The organism is Faecalibacterium sp. I4-1-79 (assembly GCF_023347235.1).
Taxonomy (GTDB): domain Bacteria; phylum Bacillota; class Clostridia; order Oscillospirales; family Ruminococcaceae; genus Faecalibacterium; species Faecalibacterium tardum.
Genome location: NZ_CP094467.1, coordinates 2,527,978 through 2,546,431, shown reverse-complemented (window position 1 = coordinate 2,546,431; position 18,454 = coordinate 2,527,978). Strand labels below are relative to the sequence as shown.

The 18,454-nt window shown below is 58.6% G+C and carries 14 protein-coding genes and 1 riboswitch; of the genes, 7 read left to right on the top strand and 7 right to left on the bottom strand.

The window, feature by feature from the left end; translation table 11 throughout:
* The first annotated feature begins 259 nt into the window (after nt 1-259).
* Both rlmB and MTP36_RS12515 read left to right on the top strand, forming a co-directional pair.
* Nucleotides 260-1,153: a 23S rRNA (guanosine(2251)-2'-O)-methyltransferase RlmB gene (gene rlmB / locus MTP36_RS12520; protein ID WP_442900208.1), complete on the top strand. Its 894-nt coding sequence runs from the start codon at nt 260-262 to the stop codon at nt 1,151-1,153.
* A 42-nt stretch (nt 1,154-1,195) separates the two neighbouring features.
* Nucleotides 1,196-3,907: a cell envelope biogenesis protein OmpA gene (locus tag MTP36_RS12515; RefSeq protein WP_249251159.1), complete on the top strand. Its 2,712-nt coding sequence runs from the start codon at nt 1,196-1,198 to the stop codon at nt 3,905-3,907.
* A gap of 66 nt (nt 3,908-3,973) precedes the next feature.
* Here the strand turns inward: MTP36_RS12515 and MTP36_RS12510 are convergent, their stop codons facing one another.
* The 6 genes from MTP36_RS12510 to thiW all read right to left on the bottom strand — a co-directional run bounded on the left by MTP36_RS12510 (nt 3,974) and on the right by thiW (nt 10,079).
* A complete protein-coding gene (locus tag MTP36_RS12510) occupies nt 3,974-5,359 on the bottom strand; it encodes an alanine/glycine:cation symporter family protein (protein ID WP_249251158.1) in 1,386 nt (461 codons plus the stop codon).
* Between the two features lie 375 nt (nt 5,360-5,734).
* Nucleotides 5,735-6,241 carry an IS200/IS605 family transposase gene (gene tnpA, locus MTP36_RS12505; protein ID WP_249251157.1) on the bottom strand — a complete coding sequence of 169 codons (507 nt, stop codon included), beginning with the start codon at nt 6,239-6,241 and terminating at the stop codon, nt 5,735-5,737.
* 205 nt (nt 6,242-6,446) lie between these two features.
* Nucleotides 6,447-7,757: a phosphomethylpyrimidine synthase ThiC gene (gene thiC, locus MTP36_RS12500; RefSeq protein WP_044959529.1), complete on the bottom strand. Its 1,311-nt coding sequence runs from the start codon at nt 7,755-7,757 to the stop codon at nt 6,447-6,449.
* A 344-nt stretch (nt 7,758-8,101) separates the two neighbouring features.
* Entirely contained in the window at nt 8,102-8,740 is a 639-nt protein-coding gene (thiE, locus tag MTP36_RS12495) for a thiamine phosphate synthase (RefSeq protein WP_097778854.1), read from the bottom strand.
* The gene (gene thiM / locus MTP36_RS12490) at nt 8,727-9,548 is read right to left on the bottom strand and encodes a hydroxyethylthiazole kinase (protein WP_249251156.1); all 822 of its coding nucleotides are present in this window, start codon (nt 9,546-9,548) and stop codon (nt 8,727-8,729) included. Before thiM ends, thiE begins: the two co-directional genes overlap by 14 nt.
* 15 nt (nt 9,549-9,563) lie before the next feature.
* Nucleotides 9,564-10,079 carry an energy coupling factor transporter S component ThiW gene (thiW, locus tag MTP36_RS12485; protein ID WP_015536868.1) on the bottom strand — a complete coding sequence of 172 codons (516 nt, stop codon included), beginning with the start codon at nt 10,077-10,079 and terminating at the stop codon, nt 9,564-9,566.
* A gap of 263 nt (nt 10,080-10,342) precedes the next feature.
* Nucleotides 10,343-10,451, bottom strand: a riboswitch (TPP riboswitch).
* A gap of 58 nt (nt 10,452-10,509) precedes the next feature.
* Here thiW and MTP36_RS12480 point away from each other — a divergent pair.
* A complete protein-coding gene (locus MTP36_RS12480; protein ID WP_249251155.1) occupies nt 10,510-10,731 on the top strand; it encodes a hypothetical protein in 222 nt (73 codons plus the stop codon).
* Nucleotides 10,732-10,876: 145 nt separating this feature from the next.
* Here MTP36_RS12480 and MTP36_RS12475 read toward each other — a convergent pair whose 3' ends face one another.
* Nucleotides 10,877-13,312 carry a GH36-type glycosyl hydrolase domain-containing protein gene (locus MTP36_RS12475; RefSeq protein WP_249251154.1) on the bottom strand — a complete coding sequence of 812 codons (2,436 nt, stop codon included), beginning with the start codon at nt 13,310-13,312 and terminating at the stop codon, nt 10,877-10,879.
* 526 nt (nt 13,313-13,838) lie between these two features.
* On the opposite strand from MTP36_RS12475, the gene MTP36_RS12470 reads away from it, so the two are divergent.
* From MTP36_RS12470 to MTP36_RS12455, 4 genes are all read left to right on the top strand, one after another.
* Complete coding sequence (locus MTP36_RS12470) at nt 13,839-14,846, top strand: LacI family DNA-binding transcriptional regulator (protein WP_097778851.1); 1,008 nt, start codon at nt 13,839-13,841, stop codon at nt 14,844-14,846.
* Nucleotides 14,847-14,925: 79 nt separating this feature from the next.
* A complete protein-coding gene (locus MTP36_RS12465) occupies nt 14,926-16,368 on the top strand; it encodes a twin-arginine translocation signal domain-containing protein (protein ID WP_249251153.1) in 1,443 nt (480 codons plus the stop codon).
* A 97-nt stretch (nt 16,369-16,465) separates the two neighbouring features.
* Complete coding sequence (locus tag MTP36_RS12460; RefSeq protein WP_117529784.1) at nt 16,466-17,443, top strand: carbohydrate ABC transporter permease; 978 nt, start codon at nt 16,466-16,468, stop codon at nt 17,441-17,443.
* A gap of 2 nt (nt 17,444-17,445) precedes the next feature.
* The gene (locus MTP36_RS12455; RefSeq protein ID WP_097778848.1) at nt 17,446-18,312 is read left to right on the top strand and encodes a carbohydrate ABC transporter permease; all 867 of its coding nucleotides are present in this window, start codon (nt 17,446-17,448) and stop codon (nt 18,310-18,312) included.
* Nucleotides 18,313-18,454 lie beyond the last annotated feature (142 nt).

Sequence of the window (18,454 nt, the reverse complement as noted above, 5' to 3'; positions counted from 1 at the left end):
GCTGCGGCTGGACTTTTGCACACTTTCCACGGAGTTTTCAACTTGTGGAAAAATTGCGGAGCATTTACGGAATGTATAGACATTTTTTGTGGAAAACTTTTTGCCTTGGCAAAACAGCAGAAGTGTGTCGTGCCGCCCGGGCAGCGTGCAAAACATTTTTACAGATGCCCAGTCCGGCAGGAAAGACGCTTTCTGCCGAAAAAAATTTTAGGCGTCGGGGAATAAAATCCCGGCAATTTGTGGCGAAGCCGGGCGAGATATGGTATACTTTATCTTGGATTATCATAAACAAAATAAAACGCTCCGGCGCGGCACTGCCCACCCGGAACGGAAGGAGCATAAAAAGATGGAAGAACGTAACCAGCCGCGCCGTCCGCGCCGCGATGCAGAGCAGCCGCAGCAGAAAAGCGAGAGCCTGATCTACGGCAAAAACCCGGTGACCGAGCTGCTGAAGAGCGGCTCCGGTGTGGACACCGTGCTCATTGCCGAGGGGATGGCTCCGGCAGTGGCGGCATACTATACAGCACTGGCCAAGGAAGCCGGCGCAACGGTCAAGCGGGTGCACCCCAACAAGCTGCGCCTGATGACCGGCACCGAGAGCCATCAGGGCGTAGCAGCCTTTGCCAGCGAGATCGAGTACGCGACCGTGGAGGATCTGCTGGCAGCAGCCAAGGCCAAGGGCGAACCGCCCTTTCTGGTGCTGAGCGACGGCATTGAGGATCCCCACAATCTGGGCGCAGTCATGCGCAGTGCATTGCTGTGCGGCGCTCACGGCATCGTCATCCCCAAGCGGGGCGGCGCGTCCGTCACCCCCACCGTCATCAAGTCCAGCGCAGGCGCTGCCGAGCGTCTGCCGGTGGCGCGGGTGGCCAACATCGGCGAGACCATCCGCCGTCTGAAGGAGCAGGGCGTGTTCGTCTATTGCGCCGACATGGATGGTGTGTCCCTGCGCAAAAATAATCTGACCGGCCCCATCGCGCTGGTACTGGGCAGCGAGGGCAGCGGCGTATCCCAGCTGGTCAAGAAGCTGTGTGATGGCGTGGTGCGGCTGGATATGGCTGCACCCGGCACCGGCGTGGACAGCTATAATGTTTCGGTGGCAGCTGGCATCATCCTGTACGAGATCCAGTCGCAGCGCGCCGTAGAAGAATAAAACAAGCGGTAAACTCCATCCAGAACAGTGGGAGGAACAAGGATGCCGAACAATAAAAATGAACGCAAGGGCAAGCAGGCGGGGGAGCTCTCGGCAGAGGAGCGTTTCCGCAACTTCTTCAGCACCAGTGTGATCGATCTGCCCGAGGAGATGACCCACCGGGACGAGCCTGCTCCGGTGGAGGAAAAGCCCAAGGCCAAGCTGCTGGGCAAGCTGTTCGGCTACGACAAAGAAGAGTCGCCCGCCCCGGCACAGCCGATGCTGGAGATCCCCACCGGCGAGATCCTGCTGGGGGCAGATGCAAAGCCGGTACAGCCGGAGCAGGAGGACATGGCGCTGGAGCTGCGCACCGCAGACCCTGTTCCGGTAATGCCGATGCAGCCCGCCCGCCCGGAGCCTGTCAAGGCCGTCCCGGCAGAGCCTGTGCCTGCACCCAAGGCGGCTGCTGCCGTGAAGCCACAGCCGAAAAAGCCTGCACCCCAGCCGGAGCCGCAGCCTGTTGCGGCCCCCCAAAAACAGCCCAAGGCGAAGAACGCCCCGGAGACGCTGCTGCCGCAGGAGGAACTGGAACAGCGGGAGATGCAGCAGTTGAAGGATATGCTCAACGGCATGAGCGGCAAGGCAAAGCCTGCCCCGCAGCCCGCAAAACCTGTGCAGGCAGCGCCGCAGCTCAAGGTGCAGCCTGCGCCTGCACAGCCCGCCGCAGAGCCGGAGAAAACCCCGGCAAAGGCAGCACAGAAGCCTGCCGAGGAGCTGCCGTCGGCGGTGTTTGCCAGCGTTCCGGCAGACCCGGAGACACTGCCGAAAAAGCCTGAGAAAAAGTCGATTTTCCAGATGTTCGGCACAGCAGAGGACGAGAAGCCCGCTGCCCGCAAGCCGGAAAAAGAGGATACTATGAGCCTGCCGCTGCTCCCGCTGGAGCAGGACGGCGCTCCTGCTGATGAAACAGTGCCCGCACCGGCAGCCGATGCAGCTGTGACCCCGGCACAGCCGGAGGACGCACCCGCAGCAGAAACCGCTGCCCCTGCCGAGAATACTGTGCCGGAATCCACCACTGATAAGCTGCACCACATGGCCGCAGAGCTGACCTTGCGCTGTGTGCTGGCGGGCATTCTGGCTGTGGTGCTGCTGCACCTTGGGCTGACGGCAGAACGTCTGCTGCCGCCGCTTTCGGTGCTGGACCCGGACGCTGCCCCGGCGGCGTTCTATGCCGCCAATCTGCTGCTGTTTGCCGCCAGCCTGTTTGTGGGCTACCCGGTGCTGCGGGACGGTCTGACCGGCTTGCGCGGCCGTCCCAGTGCAGACACCATGCCCGCGCTGGCCGCTGTGGCAGCGCTGCTGCAGGCAGTGGTGGCCATGCTGAATGCCAACGCCTACCGCAGCACCGAGGGCATCGGTCTGCTGACCGGTATGGCAGCGCTGGGGCTGTTTCTGGCGCTGGTGGGCAGCCGGGTAATGCTGGCTGCCGTGCAGGGCGGCTACACGCTGGCAGCAGAGGGCGGCGAAGTGCGGGGCGCTTACCGCACCCGCGATAAAGATCTGATCCGCGCCCTCGCCCGGGATCTGGAGCAGAAGGATCCGTGGGTGCTGCTGAGCCGCCCGGTGCAGACCGCCAGCGATGATTTTGTGGAGCAGAGCCTCAGCGAGCGCGCCAGCGAGCGCCGTGCCCGGAAGGTGGCCTGCGTTCTGCTGGCAGCAGCAGTGCTCAGCGGCGTGGCCTTCCTGCTGTTCGGCGGCGGCATCAACTGCGCCGTGGCTGCGGCTGCTGCCGTGTTGTGCATGGGCGCCCCCCTTTCCTCGGTGCTGGTGCCCGGTCTGGCGGCGCTGCGGCTGCAAAGAGCGGCTGCCGCTGTGGGCGCTGTGGTGCCCGGCTGGGCAGCCATTGAGGAGCTGGGCGGCATCGACACCATTGAACTGGACGCCGACGACCTGTTTACCGCCGACAGCGTAACGCTGGAGGATATCCGCATCTTCAAGGGCGGCCGCATCGACCGCGCCATTCTGTATGCGGCCAGTGTGCTGAACGAGAGCTGCGACACTCTGCGCGGACTGTTCAGCCAGATCATCGAGGACCGCACCGATATCCTGTTCCCGGTCAAGGATCTGGAACAGCACACCGGGCTGGGCTTTTCGGCATGGTGCGACAATAACCGCATCCTCATCGGCACCCGCCGCTACATGGAGCAGGAGGGTGTTACCCTGCCGGAGCAGGACTACGAGGACAGCCATTCCAAAAACGGTGAACTGCAAATTTTGTATCTGGCAGTGTCCGGCAACCTGCACGCCATGTTTGTGCTGCGCTATGTGGGCGGCCGCAATGTGGCACGCAGCCTTGCTTCTCTGCAAAGGGAGAACATCCGTCTGCTGGTCACCAGCAAGGACCCCAGCCTGACGGCGCGGCACATCACCGAGGCCTACCATCTGCCGGAGGGCATGGTTACCGTGCTGGACGGTGAGCAGTGTCAGGCCATTGAAGCCGCTGATGCAGCCCCGGAAAAGCCTAAGTGCTGCCTGTACCATCACAGGGGCTTTGCCAGCCTGACCGGCGGCTTGCAGGCCGCAGACCAGGCACAGAATGCCGAGACCAGCGCCACAACGGTGCAGCTGGTGTCGGTGTGCTTCTCGGTGTTCATTGCAGTGCTGCTGACCTATGCGGGCAGCATCTGGCAGCTGTCCATCGCCACGGTGCTGATGTATCAGGCCGCATGGAGCGCCTTGAGCATCGCCGTCTGCGCCCTGAAGCAGCATAGCTGAAAGTTTTAGCATATTACAAAACGGGCTGTTGCACAGAACCTTGTGCAGCAGCCCGTTTTTGTGCTCTTATTTCAGCTTTTTGCGCATTTCGTAGTCGTTCAGGGCGGTCAGCGCTTCGCCGGAGAGGGGAACGAGCGCCAGCATATTGAAGATGGTCATCAGTCCGATGCCCACATCGACCAGATCCCACACCACGGTGTAGGCCTGTGTACCGCCCACCAGCAGCATAGCCAGCGCCAGCAGCTTGTAGGCAGTCTGGCTCCACCAGTTGTCGCCGCACAGGTAGGCCACATTGCCCCGGGCGTAATACAGCACCCCCAGAAAGGTGGAGAAGCTGAACAGTGCTAAGATCACCGCAATGAACACGATGCCAAAGCTGCCCAGATGGTACTGCATAGCAGTCTGTAAAAGGCCCATGCCGGTCAGCCCGGCGGTGATGTCCTGCGGCACCAGCAGCATCAGAAAGGCAGTGCAGCTGCAGATGACCACCGTGTCGATCAATACGCCCAACGCCTGCACAAGCCCCATCTTTACCGGGTCGTCGCACTCCGCAGCGGCAGCGGCGCAAGGGGCAGAACCGCTACCTGCCTCGTTGGAGAACAGCCCGCGCTTGACACCGTTCATCAGCACCGCGCCAAAGCCGCCTGCGGCCACCTGACGCAGGCCGAAAGCCTCGGCAAAGATGCGTGCCAGCACGGCGGGCAGCTGCCGGATATTCAGCACCACGATGCCCACCGTGATGACAAAGTAGCACACCGCCATGACCGGCACGATGAAGTCAAGGCTTTTTACGGTAGCGTTTTTGCGCAGCACGATCAGCGCCGCCAGCAGGGTAAGCACCACGGTGGTAGCCAGCGGCGGGACATGAAAGGCGTTTTCAAAGGCAGAACTGACCGAGTTGGAGATGACTTGGCTGATGCCGCACCAGCAGATCAGACCGGACACCGCAAACAGTGCTGCGCACACCGAGCGGCGAAGTTTTTTGCCCCGTTTGCGCTCGGCCAGCACATGCAGGTAGTAGGCCGGGCCACCCCGCCAGCCGCCGTACAGCGGGTCCGGCACGCGGTACTTCTGCGCCAGAGTAGACTCCACAAAGGAGGTGGAAGCGCCCAGCAGGGCAGTGACCCACATCCAGAACACCGCGCCCGCGCCGCCCGCCGAAACAGCGGCCACCACGCCTACAAGATTGCCCATGCCCACCCGGGTAGCGGTGGAGATGACCAGCGTCTGGAAGGAGGAAAGCCCGCCCGCAGCCTGCTTTTTTTCGCACACTGCGCCGATCATATCCCGGAACAGCCGCACCGGCAGCAACCTTGTGCGTAGGGTAAAGCCGATACCGGCTGCAAACAACAGCACCACCATAAAGGAGATGCCAATGCCGCCTGCCACCGGCAGGGTGAACAAATCGCCCCACAGCAGGCGGTAAAGTGCTTCAATCAGATCAACTATCAAGAAAACAGCCTCCTGTACTTTTGAAAAATAAAGTTGTTACTTCATTATAGTACAGCACAGAAGAATTGTAAAATCTAAAATATTGATAGTGCGGATTGACTAAACCGAACGTAGTGTGGCAAATGCAGTTTATCTTCACGACTTTTCTCGTGAAAATGTGGTTCAGGAAAGTCTGCAGACTTTCCTGAACCACGAAATTAAAATAAATTTTCCGCTGAATATGCCCAGAGCGTAAGCGGAGGGCATTTAAATCGTCCTACAATCATAACCCCGCGTGAAAACGCGGGGTTTGCAGAACGGCCCCATAGGGGCCATAATACCAGCCGCGCCTAAAGGCGCACAATGAGCGACGTCAACCGCACACTGACGTCGCTTTTACTTTCTCATACTATCTGTAGGCACTTCTGGCGAATCGTCGTCATCGAAATCAGCTACATTCTTGAATGGATCTTCGTATTCCTTGAAGCTCAACTGGTCGCACGTCTGATCGTTGAACTCTTGTTCCTGAATGTATTTGCGGATCTTGGCTTCATTTCCACCTACTGTATTTACGTAATATCCTTTCGCCCAGAACACTCTCCTTCCGTATTTGTATTTTAGGTTTGCATGTCGCTCGAATATCATGAGCGTACTCTTCCCTTTGAGATACCCCATGAAATCTGCTACGGCAAGTTTGGGCGGTATCGACACAAGCATATGGATATGGTCTGGCATCGCGTGTGCTTCTATTATCTCTACATGCTTGTAATCGCATAGTGTCCTTAGTATTTTTCCAATATCTTTTCTTAGCTTTCCGTATATCACTTTCCTGCGATATTTCGGTACTAGCACTATGTGATATTTGCAATTCCAGCTCGTATGTGATAAACTTTTCTCGTCCATATGGATGAACCTCCTTTTGCTTTAGTATGCGGTTGGCGTTACCCGCTTCTAATTATAGCAAAAGGAGGTTCTTTTTCTACCGTTTCAACGCTACGGCTCTTTTCTTCCACAAGCATAGCTTGTGGTTTTCTATATGAAAAAAGGGACTGCCGCACGCTTGTGCAGCAGTCCCGGAGGAAGAAGCGCCTTTCAGCGCGGGAATAGCTTACAGGATATCGATGTATTCACCGGCCAGTGCCTTGTTCATGCTGCGCACGGCGCAGAACTTGCCGCACATGCTGCAGGTGTCGCTGTGGTCGTCCTCGGGCAGGCGGGCGTCGCGGATGGCCTTGGCGGTCTCGGGGTCCAGCGCGCAGGCGAACTGTGCATCCCAGTCCAGTACGCGGCGGGCATCGCCCATCTTGTCGTCAATGTCCCGGGCGTGGGGGATGCCCTTGGCAATGTCGGCGGCGTGGGCGGCGATCTTGGAGGCCACGATGCCCTGCTTTACATCCTCCACGTTGGGCAGTGCCAGATGCTCGGCGGGGGTCACATAGCACAGGAAAGCCGCGCCGCTGGCGGCTGCCACTGCGCCGCCGATGGCAGCGGTGATGTGGTCGTAGCCGGGGGCGATATCGGTGACCAGAGGTCCCAGCACATAGAAGGGTGCGCCCATGCAGATGCTCTTCTGCACCTCCATGTTAGCGGCCACCTGATTCAGGGGCACATGGCCGGGGCCTTCCACCATCACCTGCACGTTGTGCGCCCATGCGCGCTTGGTCAGCTCGCCCAGACGCACCAGTTCTTCGATCTGGCACACGTCGGTGGCGTCAGCCAGACAGCCGGGACGGCAGGCGTCGCCCAGAGAGATGGTCACATCATGCTCGGCGCAGATCTCGCAGATCTCGTCAAAGTGCTCGTAGAAGGGGTTCTCGTTGCCGGTCATGCTCATCCACGCAAACACCAGAGAACCGCCGCGGCTCACGATGTTCATCTTGCGCTTGTGCTTGCGGATCTGCTCGATGGTCTTGCGGGTGATGCCGCAGTGCAGGGTAACAAAGTCCACGCCGTCCTCTGCGTGCAGACGCACCACATCGATGAAGTCCTGTGCAGTCAGCTCAGCAAGGTCGCGCTGGTAGTGGATGACCGAATCGTACACCGGCACAGTGCCGATCATCACCGGGCACTCGTGGGTCAGCTTCTGGCGGAAGGGCTGGGTGTTGCCGTGGCTGGACAGATCCATAATGGCTTCTGCGCCCATGTTCACGGCGCTCATCACCTTCTGCATCTCAATGTTATAGTCCTTGCAGTCGCGGGAGACGCCAAGGTTCACGTTGATCTTGGTGCGCAGCATGGAGCCCACGCCCTCGGGGTTCAGGCACTTGTGGTGCTTATTGGCGGGGATGGCTACCTTGCCCTCGGCGACCCACTGGCGGATCTCCTCGGTGGTGCGGTATTCCTTTTTGGCTACGATCTCCATCTCCGGGGTGATGATGCCCTTGCGGGCGGCATCCATCTGGGTGGTATAAGTCTGCATACGCTGTGTTCCTCCAAATGACAGTTTATCTCTGAACAGCAGGGTGCTGGTCATACAGTGATGTGGGGCAGCCCGCGTGCCGGGAGCTTTCTCCTCGGACACGAATCGGGCCATTCCATCGCCCGCCCTACTGCCTGCGGCAGCAGGGTCCCACCCCAGCGGACGGTCCTCGGAGAAACTCCCGACCCGCAGGCAAGGGTGGCAGACAGGTAGCCGTCATTCAGAAAAAACAGTATGCTCTGGATGCCGGCACCTGCGCAAAATACGCTTTTCATGTTGGTTTTCTCCATGAATTTTGTAACGCGGCCCAAGGTGGTGCCCCCGGTTTGCCGCGGGATGATAACTTACTTTATGATCTGCTCCGAAAGGGCGCGCAGTTCGCGGCACTCGGCCTCGATGTCCTTTGCGGCAAAGATAGCACTTACCAGCGCCACGCCGTCCACGCCGGTGCCCTTGAGCTGCAGGATGTTCTCCTTGTGGATGCCGCCAATGGCCACCACCGGCACATCCACGGCGTTGCAGATGTCCAGCAGGGTCTGCCGGGGCATCTCGCTCACGTCCGTCTTGGTGTGGGTGGCAAATACCGCGCCTACGCCAAGGTAATCTGCGCCGTGCGCCACAGCGTCCAGTGCTTCCTGTACCGTGTGGGCGGATACGCCGATCATCACGCCCTCGCCCACGCGCTGACGCACCTGTGCGGCGGCCATATCGTCCTGCCCCACATGGATGCCCTCGGCGTGGCACTGCAGCGCCACTTCCACGTTATCGTTGATGAACAGCGGCACACCGTACTGCTGGCACAGGGCGTGGATCTGGATGGCTTCCTGTAAAAAATCTGCGTCGCCCAGCTGCTTTTCCCGCAGCTGTACACAGGTGGCACCGCCCTTCAGGGCGCTTTCCACCTGCTGATACAACGTCTGCTCGCCCACCCATGCGCGGTCGGTCACCGCGTACAGGAGCATGGTGTGTTTATCGCACTTCATAGTTTGCGCCTTTCTCCAGCTGTTCGGGGGTCATGTTGTAAATGGCATCAATGATGTAATTGCGGTAGGTGGCGTTGCCGTCCTGCGGGGTGAGCCGCTGGTGGGCAATCTCGCCCGCCAGACCCATGGCGCACACCGCCGCTGCGGCAGCCTCCAGCGGCTGGCCAGGGTTGGCGGTGACAAAGGCCGCCGTCAGGGCAGAAAGCTGGCAACCCGTGCCGGTAATGCTGCTCATCATGGGGTTGCCGTTGCGGATGCAGTAGGCTTTTTGCGCATCGGCCACGATGTCAATAGCACCGGTAATGGCGATTACCGCGCCGGTGCGGGCGGCAAAAGCCTTGGCAAAGGCTACAGCGCTGTCCAGATTCTCCTCGGTCACCTTGTCGGCTACGTCCGCATCCACGCCCTTGGTGGTGCCCGCGCCGGAGGCAAGGGTCTTGATCTCCGAGATGTTGCCCCGGATCACCGTGAACTGCACCTCCCGCAGCAGGCGGAAGGCGGTGTCCGTGCGCAGATGGGAGGCGCCGGCACCCACCGGGTCCAGTACCACCGGATGCCCCAGCTGATTGGCCTTTTTGCCCGCCAGCAGCATACTGGTGACGGTGCGGCTGTTCAGCGTGCCGATGTTGATATTCAGTCCGCCGCAGATGGCGGTGATCTCCTCCACCTCGGCGGCATCATCGGCCATGATGGGGGAGGCACCGCAGGCCAGCACCATGTTGGCGCAGTCGTTCACGGTGACGTAGTTGGTGATGTTGTGGATGAGAGGGCTACGGCTGCGCAGGTTCTCAAAGGCGGTCTTGAGCATTCCCGGCACCTCCGCTCAGGAAAGGCTGTTCTGCATGGAGCGCAGAGCGCCGGAGCGCTGCAGGCTGAACACCACTGCACCGGCGATCACCGCACCCACAGCGGTGGAGATGAGGAAGGGTACGATGTAGGCGTAGAAAGCGATGTCTGCAGCGCTCTTGCCCATCAGGAAGATGGCCACGGGCCATGCGCACAAGCCGCCCAGAATGCTGGTGCCGAACACCTCACCCACCACGGTGGCGATCAGGTTTTTGGTCTTGTGGTATGCAAGGCCGCACAGCAGTGCACCGAACATACTGCCCGGGAAAGCCATCAGGCTGCCCAGACCCAGCAGGTTGCGCAGCAGGGAAGCCACAAAGGCCACGCCTACACCCCACCACGGCCCCAGCAGAACGGCGCACAGCACGTTGACCATGTGCTGCACCGGGGCGCACTTGCTGCCGAACATGGGAAAGCTGAACACGCTGCCCACCACGCACAGGGCACAGAACATACCGGCAAGGGCAAGCTTTTTGACAGAGAGATTTTTCATGATAAATTAGCTCCTTTTCAACCATCTGCGGCAGCGCAGGACGAATACCGGCGCTCCCGCAACAAAACAGCCCGTGCCCGCAACAAGGCGGGAACAGGTACGGAAGGTGCGGTCGAAGCTTACTGGCTTCCTCTCACGCCGGAACACGGCTTCCCATCGCTGCATTCATCCAAGGCTCAGGGCGCTCCCCCTCAGCTGGCTGCGGAACCTCCGCAGAGGTACAAAAAAACAGGAGGGGCCCGGCACGGCTCCTCCTGCAAAAAATCATAAAAGGTATGACTTCCTACGGCGGCATTATCCGCATCAGGTAAAAGGGTCGAAGCTTGCTATACTTCCTCTCAGCCCGCTGCACGAGCTCCCCTGTGTTTGATTGTGACTGTATTTTACACCTCTTTCCCCAAAATTGCAAGAGGGAAGGGGACGATTTAGAATGGCCTCCGCTTATGCTCTGGCCATCTTCAGCGGAAAGATTATTTTTATTTCGCGTTTGTCGCGGCCTGCGGGCCGCGACAAACGCATTTTCACAAGTGGGGTCGCAGAGGAAAACAGCATTTGCAGTCTGAAAGCGCTATTTTACCATTACGACCCCTCCCGTGAAAAAGCATTTCAGCCAAGCCCGCAGGCTTGGCTGAAATGCAAATTAAAATCATAATTCCGCTATCTATGCGCAGAGCAACGCGGAGCGCATTTTCAATCGTTAAACTGTTTCATTATAAACCAAAGCCGCCGTGCAGGGAGCTGCGCGGCGGCTTTGGTCACAGAAAGGAGAATAATATGAAAAAGCAGAGAAAGTCGGGTTAACCCATGGTCACCTGCACCGTTACCTCAGTACCAGCGGCAGCCAGCGGCAGTACATTGCCGGAGATGATCTTGCCGTCCACAGTAACGGCCTTGATGCCGTGCTGCACCCCGGCGGCGTTATCCACCGTAATATGGTACACTGCACCGCGGTAGCGGCGGGTCACGGTGAAGCCGGACAGGGTGTGGGGGATGCAGGGGTCTACCCGCAGGCCGTCCAAGGTGGGCTGGATACCCAGAATGTACTGGCTGATGTTGAAGAAAGTCCATGCCGCCGTGCCGGTCAGCCAGCTGTTTTTGGCCTCGCCGAAGGTGGGGGCGTCCTTACCGGCTACCATCTGGCTGTAAACGTAGGGCTCGGTGCGGTGGATCTCGGAGATGTCCTCGATATAGGCGGGGCAGGTCTTGCGGTACACCGCAAAGGCGCGGTCACCGTGGCCGAGCGTTGCCTCGGCGCAGCTGATCCACGGGTTGTTGTGGCAGAAGATACCGGCGTTCTCCTTGTATCCCGGAGGATAGCTGGAGATCTCGCCCAAATTCAGCTGGTAGCTGGTATAGGCGGGCTGCAGCAGCACCACACCGTATTTGGTGTCCAGACGCTCTTCCACACTGGCAAGTGCCTGTGCGGCCTGTCCGCTCTCCTTGCCGATGCCAGCCATGACACACATGCCCTGCGGCTCAATAAAGATCTGACCCTCGGTGCACTCCTTGCTGCCGACGGGCTTGCCGAAAGCATCGTAGGCACGGCGGAACCATGCGCCGTCCCAACCGGCGGTCAGGGTGGCCTGTTCCACGGCATCAATGTGCTTGCGGGCGGCAGCGGCCTCCTCGGTCAGATTCAGATGGTCGCACAGTTGGGCGTATTCGTGGCCGTACTTGACGAACATACCGGCAATGAAAACGCTTTCGGCTACGGGACCTTCGCTGGGGCCGGTGATCTGGAAGCTCTCGCCCGGGTGCTCGGAGAAGCAGTTCAGGTTCAGGCAGTCGTTCCAGTCGGCGCGGCCGATGAGCGGCAGACCGTGGGGACCCAGATGGGTGCAGGTAAAGTTGAAGCTGCGGCGCAGATGCTCCATCAGGGTCTGCGCCTTGGTGGCGTCGTTATCAAAGGGTACCTGTTCTTCCAGAATAGACCAGTCGCCGGTCTCCCGCAGGTAGGCAGCAGTACCGGCAATGAGCCACAGCGGGTCATCGTTGAAGCCGGTGCCGATATCCCGGTTGCCTTTTTTGGTCAGGGGCTGGTACTGGTGGTAGGCGCTGCCGTCCTCAAACTGGGTGGCGGCGATATCCAGAATGCGCTCCCGGGCACGGGAGGGGATGATATGCACAAAGCCCAGCAGATCCTGACAGCTGTCCCGGAAGCCCATGCCGCGTCCGGTGCCGCTTTCGTAGTAGCTGGCGGAGCGGCTCATGTTAAAGGTGACCATGCACTGGTACTGGTGCCAGATGTTGACCATGCGGTTCAGCTTTTCCTCACCGGATTCCAGATGGTAGGTGGACAGTAGCTCTTCCCAGTGGGTGCGCAAGGCGGCGCGGGCGGCATCGATCTGTGCATCGGTGGCGTAGCGCTCCATCATGGCGTGGGCGCGGGTCTTGTTGATGACGCCCGGGGCAATGAACTTTTCCTGCTGCGGGTTCTCGATATAACCCAGACCAAACAGAATGCTGCGGCTCTCGCCGGGGGCGAGGGTCAGGTGGATGTGCAACGCACCCACCGGTGCCCAGCCGTGGGCAATGCTGCCGGAGCAGTGTCCGGCGCGGACGGCCTGCGGATCTGCCGGGCCGCCGTATACGCCGCAAAAGGCATCCCGGGTGGTGTCAAAGCTGTCCACCGGGCAGTTTGCCCAGAACACGGCGTAGTGGTTGCGGCGCTCGCGATACTCGGTCTTGTGGTAGATGACGCTGCCCTCTACCTCCACCTCGCCGGTGGAGTAGTTGCGCTGGAAGTTGGAGCTGTCATCCACAGCGTCCCACAGGCAGAACTCCACATAGCTGAAAAGGTCCAGCTCCTTAACGGTGGTGCCGCCGTTGCACACGGTCACCCGGTCCAGCTCACAGGCATCCCCCTTGGGGACGAACAGCTCCTGCCGGGCGGTCACACCGTCCTTTTTGCCCTCCAGAATGGTGTAGCCCAGACCATGGCGGCAGCTGTAACTGTCCAGCGGGGTCTTGGTGGGCTGCCAGCCCGGGTTCCAAACGGTGTCGCCGTCCTTGATATAGATCCGGTGGCCGTCCATGTCCAGCGGGGAGTTATTGTAGCGGTAACGGGTCAGGCGGCGCATCCGGGCGTCCCGGTAAAAGCTGTAACCGCCCGCCGTGTTGGAGACCAGACTGAAGAAGTCCTCGCTGCCAAGGTAGTTGATCCAGGGCAGGGGTGTCTGCGGGGTGGTGATGACATATTCTTTATTCTGGTCATCAAAATATCCGAACTTCATAATGCTTCCTCCTTAAAACTGCGCCTTGTCAGGTGGGCAGTGTGTCGATTGCGAAAACGATTAAGGCGCTGCGAAAGAAGCAATCTCATCACGCTAAGCATACCCTATCCCACCCAAAAATGCAAGAGCTTTTTGCAAAAATCTCAACGGAAATTTAAAAATAATCTGCGCAGCCCCGGCGGTTTTCGGCGGCATTCTGCGCTGCGCATACCGGCGAAACGCGGAACGAAAGACCTGAAACCCATTTTAAAAGTAATATATACATACAGCCTCTGACACCGAAAACCATAACGAAACTGCAACGAAAATTTTTCCGTTTTAATCGAAATGTAACGAAAGTGAATCGAGATGCACAATTTTTACAGGTCAAATTGAAACGAAATGCCAAAAGTGATGCATCTGAGCTAAAACTTTTGCATTTTCGCTTGATTTTTGGTACAGAATGCGCTATATTGAGATTGCGAAAACGATTAAGGAACTCGCGAGAAACATTCCGCAGCTCCTTTCCTTGGAAGGAGGCTATAAGATGCCGTCCCTGAAGGATCTGGCAAAAGAGTGCGGCGTATCCGTCGCAACTGTCAGTAAGGCGCTGAACAACCAGCCGGACATCGCACCGGCCACGCGGGAGCGCATCCGTGCAGCGGCCCGCCGCATGGGGTACCTGCCCAACGCAGCGGCCCGGGCACTGAAAACCAACCGTACTTACAACCTTGGCGTTCTGTTTGTAGATGAAAAGCAGAGCGGCCTGACCCACGAGTACTTCTCCGCAGTGCTGGACAGCTTCAAGGTAGAAGCGGAAAAGCGCGGCTATGATATCACCTTCATCAACCACAACATCAGCGGCAAGTCCATGAGCTATCTGGAACATTGCCACTACCGGGGTGTGGACGGCGTGGTGATCGCCTGTGTGAACTTTTATGATCCACAGGTGGTGGAGCTGGTCAACGGCGATGTGCCGGTGGTGACCATCGACCATGTGTTCAACAACCGGATGGCGATCCTTTCAGACAACGTGGTGGGAACAAAGGCTCTGGTACAGCAGGCATGGGCCTGCGGACACCGGCGCATCGCCTTCATCCACGGCGAAAAGACCGCCGTTACCGAGAACCGCTTGGCAGGCTTCTATCAAGCCTGCGAGGAGCTGGGGTTGAAGGTGCCGGAGGAGTACGTCCGCTGCGGTGTGTACCACGATGTGGATCGCTGCGCAGAGGAGACCCGGGCGCTGCTGGCACTGCCGCAGCGGCCCACCTGCATCATCTTCCCGGATGACTTTTCCGCACTGGGCGGCTACAACGCCCTGACCGAAGCGGGGTTGAGCATCCCGGAGGACATCTCGGTGATGGGATACGATGGCATCTATCTCTCCCGGGTGGTCAAACCCCCGCTGGTGACCTACCAGCAGAACACAAAATCCCTTGGCAGGCTGGCAGCGGATAAGCTGATCGAGCTGATCGAGCATCCGCGTGTGACCCTGCCGGAGCAGATCCGGGTGTCCGGCAAACTGCTGGACGGCGGCTCCGTCCGCATCCTTTAACAAAGGCCCACAACTCCCGGCGCGGAGTTTTTGAGAATGAATTTTTTTAATTGGAAAACCATGAAGGAGGTTTACCCTTATGAAAAAGATCTCTCGTCGTAATTTCCTGCTCGCTTCCGGTGTCGTGACTGTTGGTGCTGCTCTGGCAGCCTGCGGCGGCAGCTCCAGCAGCACTGCTGCTTCCTCTGCGGCTCCCGCATCCTCCGCTGCTGCTTCTGCTCCGGCTGCTGCCGAGGGCAAGGTGCTGAACATCTGGTGCTGGAATGATGAGTTCCAGAGCCGCTTCAACGACTACTATCCCGAGGTCAAGGAGATCGCAGCCGACAAGTCCACCACCACCTTGAAGGACGGCACCACCGTGAAGTGGACCATCAACGCCAACGAGAACAACAACTATCAGAACAAGCTGGACGAGGCTCTGCTGAATCAGGACTCCGCTGCCGATGACGACAAGATCGACATTTTCCTGATCGAGGCTGACTACGCTCTGAAGTATGTGGATTCCGACTACGTTCTGGATGTCAAGAAGGATATCGGCCTGACCGATTCCGATCTGGCCGGCCAGTACCAGTACACCAAGGACATCGTTTCTGTGGACGGCAGCCAGCGCGGCACCACTTGGCAGGCTACCCCGGGTCTGTTCGCATACCGCCGCAGCATTGCCAAGGAAGTGCTGGGCACCGATGACCCCGCTGAAGTGCAGACCTACCTGTCCGACTGGGATAAGTTCAACGATGTAGCTGCCAAGGCTGCTGCCAAGGGCTACAAGATGCTGTCCGGCTTCGATGATGCTTACCGCACCTTCTCCAACAACGTCTCCGCACCCTGGGTCACCGGTACCACCGTTACCGTGGACGAGAACCTAATGAAGTGGGTGGATCAGACCAAGGAGTACACCGACAAGGGCTACAACAACAAGTCCAGCCTGTGGGACAGCCAGTGGGCTTCCGATCAGGGCCCCACCGGTAAGGTGTTCGGCTTCTTCTACTCCACTTGGGGCATCAACTTCACCCTGCTGGGCAACTCTCTGGCAACTCCTACCGCTGAGGGCGGCAAGGAAGAGGTTGGCAACGGCATCTACGGCGACTACGCTGTGTGCGAAGGCCCTCAGCCCTACTACTGGGGCGGCACCTGGATCTGCGGCGCAGCCGGCAGCGACAACCTTGAGACCATCAAGGACGTTATGCTGAAGCTGACCTGCGATGAAGCCATCATGAAGCAGATCACCATGGATACGCAGGATTACACCAACAACGAGAAGGCCATGAACGAGATCGCCAGCAGCGATTACAAGTCCGACTTCCTCGGCGGCCAGAACCACATCGCTCTGTTTGCAGAGGCTGCAACCAAGATCGATATGTCCAACGCCGGCCCGTACGATCAGGGCCTGAACGAGAGCTTCCAGAACGCTTTCAAGGATTACTTCACCGGCAACGTGGAGGAGGATGCCGCCAAGGCAAACTTCGAGACCGCCATCAAGGAGAAGTACCCCGAGCTGACCGACGTGGTATGGCCCGCATAAGCGGTTTTACTCCGAACTGAAAATTGAAGCAAAGGGGCGGGCGGCGTATCTCGCCCGCCCCTTTGGTTTTGCTGTGACCCGGCAGGAGGGAGATCTCATGGGAGAAAAAACAAAGAAGAAAGGGTCGATCAGCTACGCGAAATGGGGCTATATCTTCATTGCACCGTTCTTTATCATCTTCGCGGTATTCCAGCTGATCCCTCTGGCATCCACCATCTATTACAGCTTTTTTGAGTATTACCGCAGCGGTCTGAAGATCATCGGACCCAGCTTTGTGGGTCTGAAAAACTACATCACCCTGTTCGCGACCGATCTGCCCAAGTATTTCAGCAACACGCTGATCCTGTGGATCATCGGTTTTATCCCGCAGATCATCGTCTCGCTGCTGCTGGCGGCATGGTTCACCGACCTGCGGCTGAAGCTGAAGGGACAGACCTTCTTCAAGACGGTCATCTACATGCCCAACCTGATCATGGCCTCGGCTTTCGCCATGCTGTTCTTCGCCCTGTTCTCGGATAACGGCCCGGTGAACGCAGTGCTGCTGAGCATGGGCTGGATCAAGACCCCCATCAGCTTTTTGAATACCGTGTGGGGCAACCGTGGTCTGGTGGGTCTGATGAACTTCCTGATGTGGTTCGGCAACACCACCATCATGCTGATGGCAGCCATTATGGGCGTGGATCCCACCCTGTACGAGGCTGCGGAGCTGGACGGCTGCACCCCGAACCAGATGTTCTGGAAGATCACCCTGCCCCTGATCCGCCCCATTCTGGTCTATGTGATGATCACCTCCATGATCGGCGGCCTGCAGATGTTCGATGTGCCGCAGATCTTGACCAACGGCAAGGGCGGCCCCGACCGTACCTCCACCACTATGATCATGTACCTGAATAACCACCTGTTCAGCAAGAACTACGGCATGGCCGGTGCAGTATCTGTGGTGCTGTTCCTTGTGTGTGCAGTGCTGTGCGTCGTCGTGTACTTCTCGCTGACCAAGGAAGATGACGGCCTGACCAAGGCCCAGCGCAAGGAACTGAAAGCAGCCAAAAAGGCTGCTGCCAAAGGAGGGAAATAAGTATGGCACATACGCCTAAAAACCAGTCCGAAAAGGCGATCTTGACCGCCCGCCGTGCGTGGTGCTATCTGGTGCTGGTGCTGATCAGCTTTCTGTGCCTGTTCTTCTTCTATGTGCTGATCATCAACTCCACCCGCACCCACTTCGAGATCCAGAAGGGCTTCTCGCTGATGCCGGGCAAGTCCATCATCACAAACTTCCGCAACGTGCTTACGGACGCCAACATCCCTGTGGTAAGCGGCATCCGCAACAGCCTGCTGGTGTCTGCCTGCTCGGCAGCGCTCAGCGTCTACTTCTCGGCACTGACGGCCTACGGCATCTACGCCTATAACTTCAAATTCAAAAAGGCCGCTTTTGCCCTGATCCTGCTCATCATGACCATGCCCACACAGGTGTCCGCACTGGGCTTTCTGCAGTTGATCTCCAAGATGGGCTTGAAAAACAGCTTCATCCCGCTGATCGTTCCCAGCATTGCAGCACCTACCGTGTTCTTCTTCATGAAGCAGTATCTGGACGCCTCCCTTCCCATGGAGATCGTGGAGGCCGCCCGCATTGACGGTGCAGGCGAGTTCTATACCTTTAATAAAATCGTGCTGCCCATCATGAAGCCGGCTCTGGCTGTGCAGGCCATCTTCTCCTTCGTGGCAAGCTGGAACAACTACTTCATCCCGGCTCTGGTGCTGGATACCGCCGACAAAAAGACCCTGCCGATCCTGATCGCTCAGCTGCGCAGCGCGGACTTCCTGAAGTTCGATATGGGCAAGGTGTACATGATGGTGGCCATCGCCATTCTGCCGGTCATCGTCGTCTACCTGCTGCTGTCCAAGTTTATCGTCCGCGGCGTTGCTCTTGGTGGCGTTAAAGGCTAAAATTGCGACCGCCGCCTGCGGCGGAAACAGGGAGCAATTTTTGGCGCAGCGGTCTGCAAGACGCGAGACCCGCCCAAGGGTCGAAGCGGATGCAGGGCACCGCAAGAGGTTTTAAGCGAACAATAACACCTTCATTTCTCTG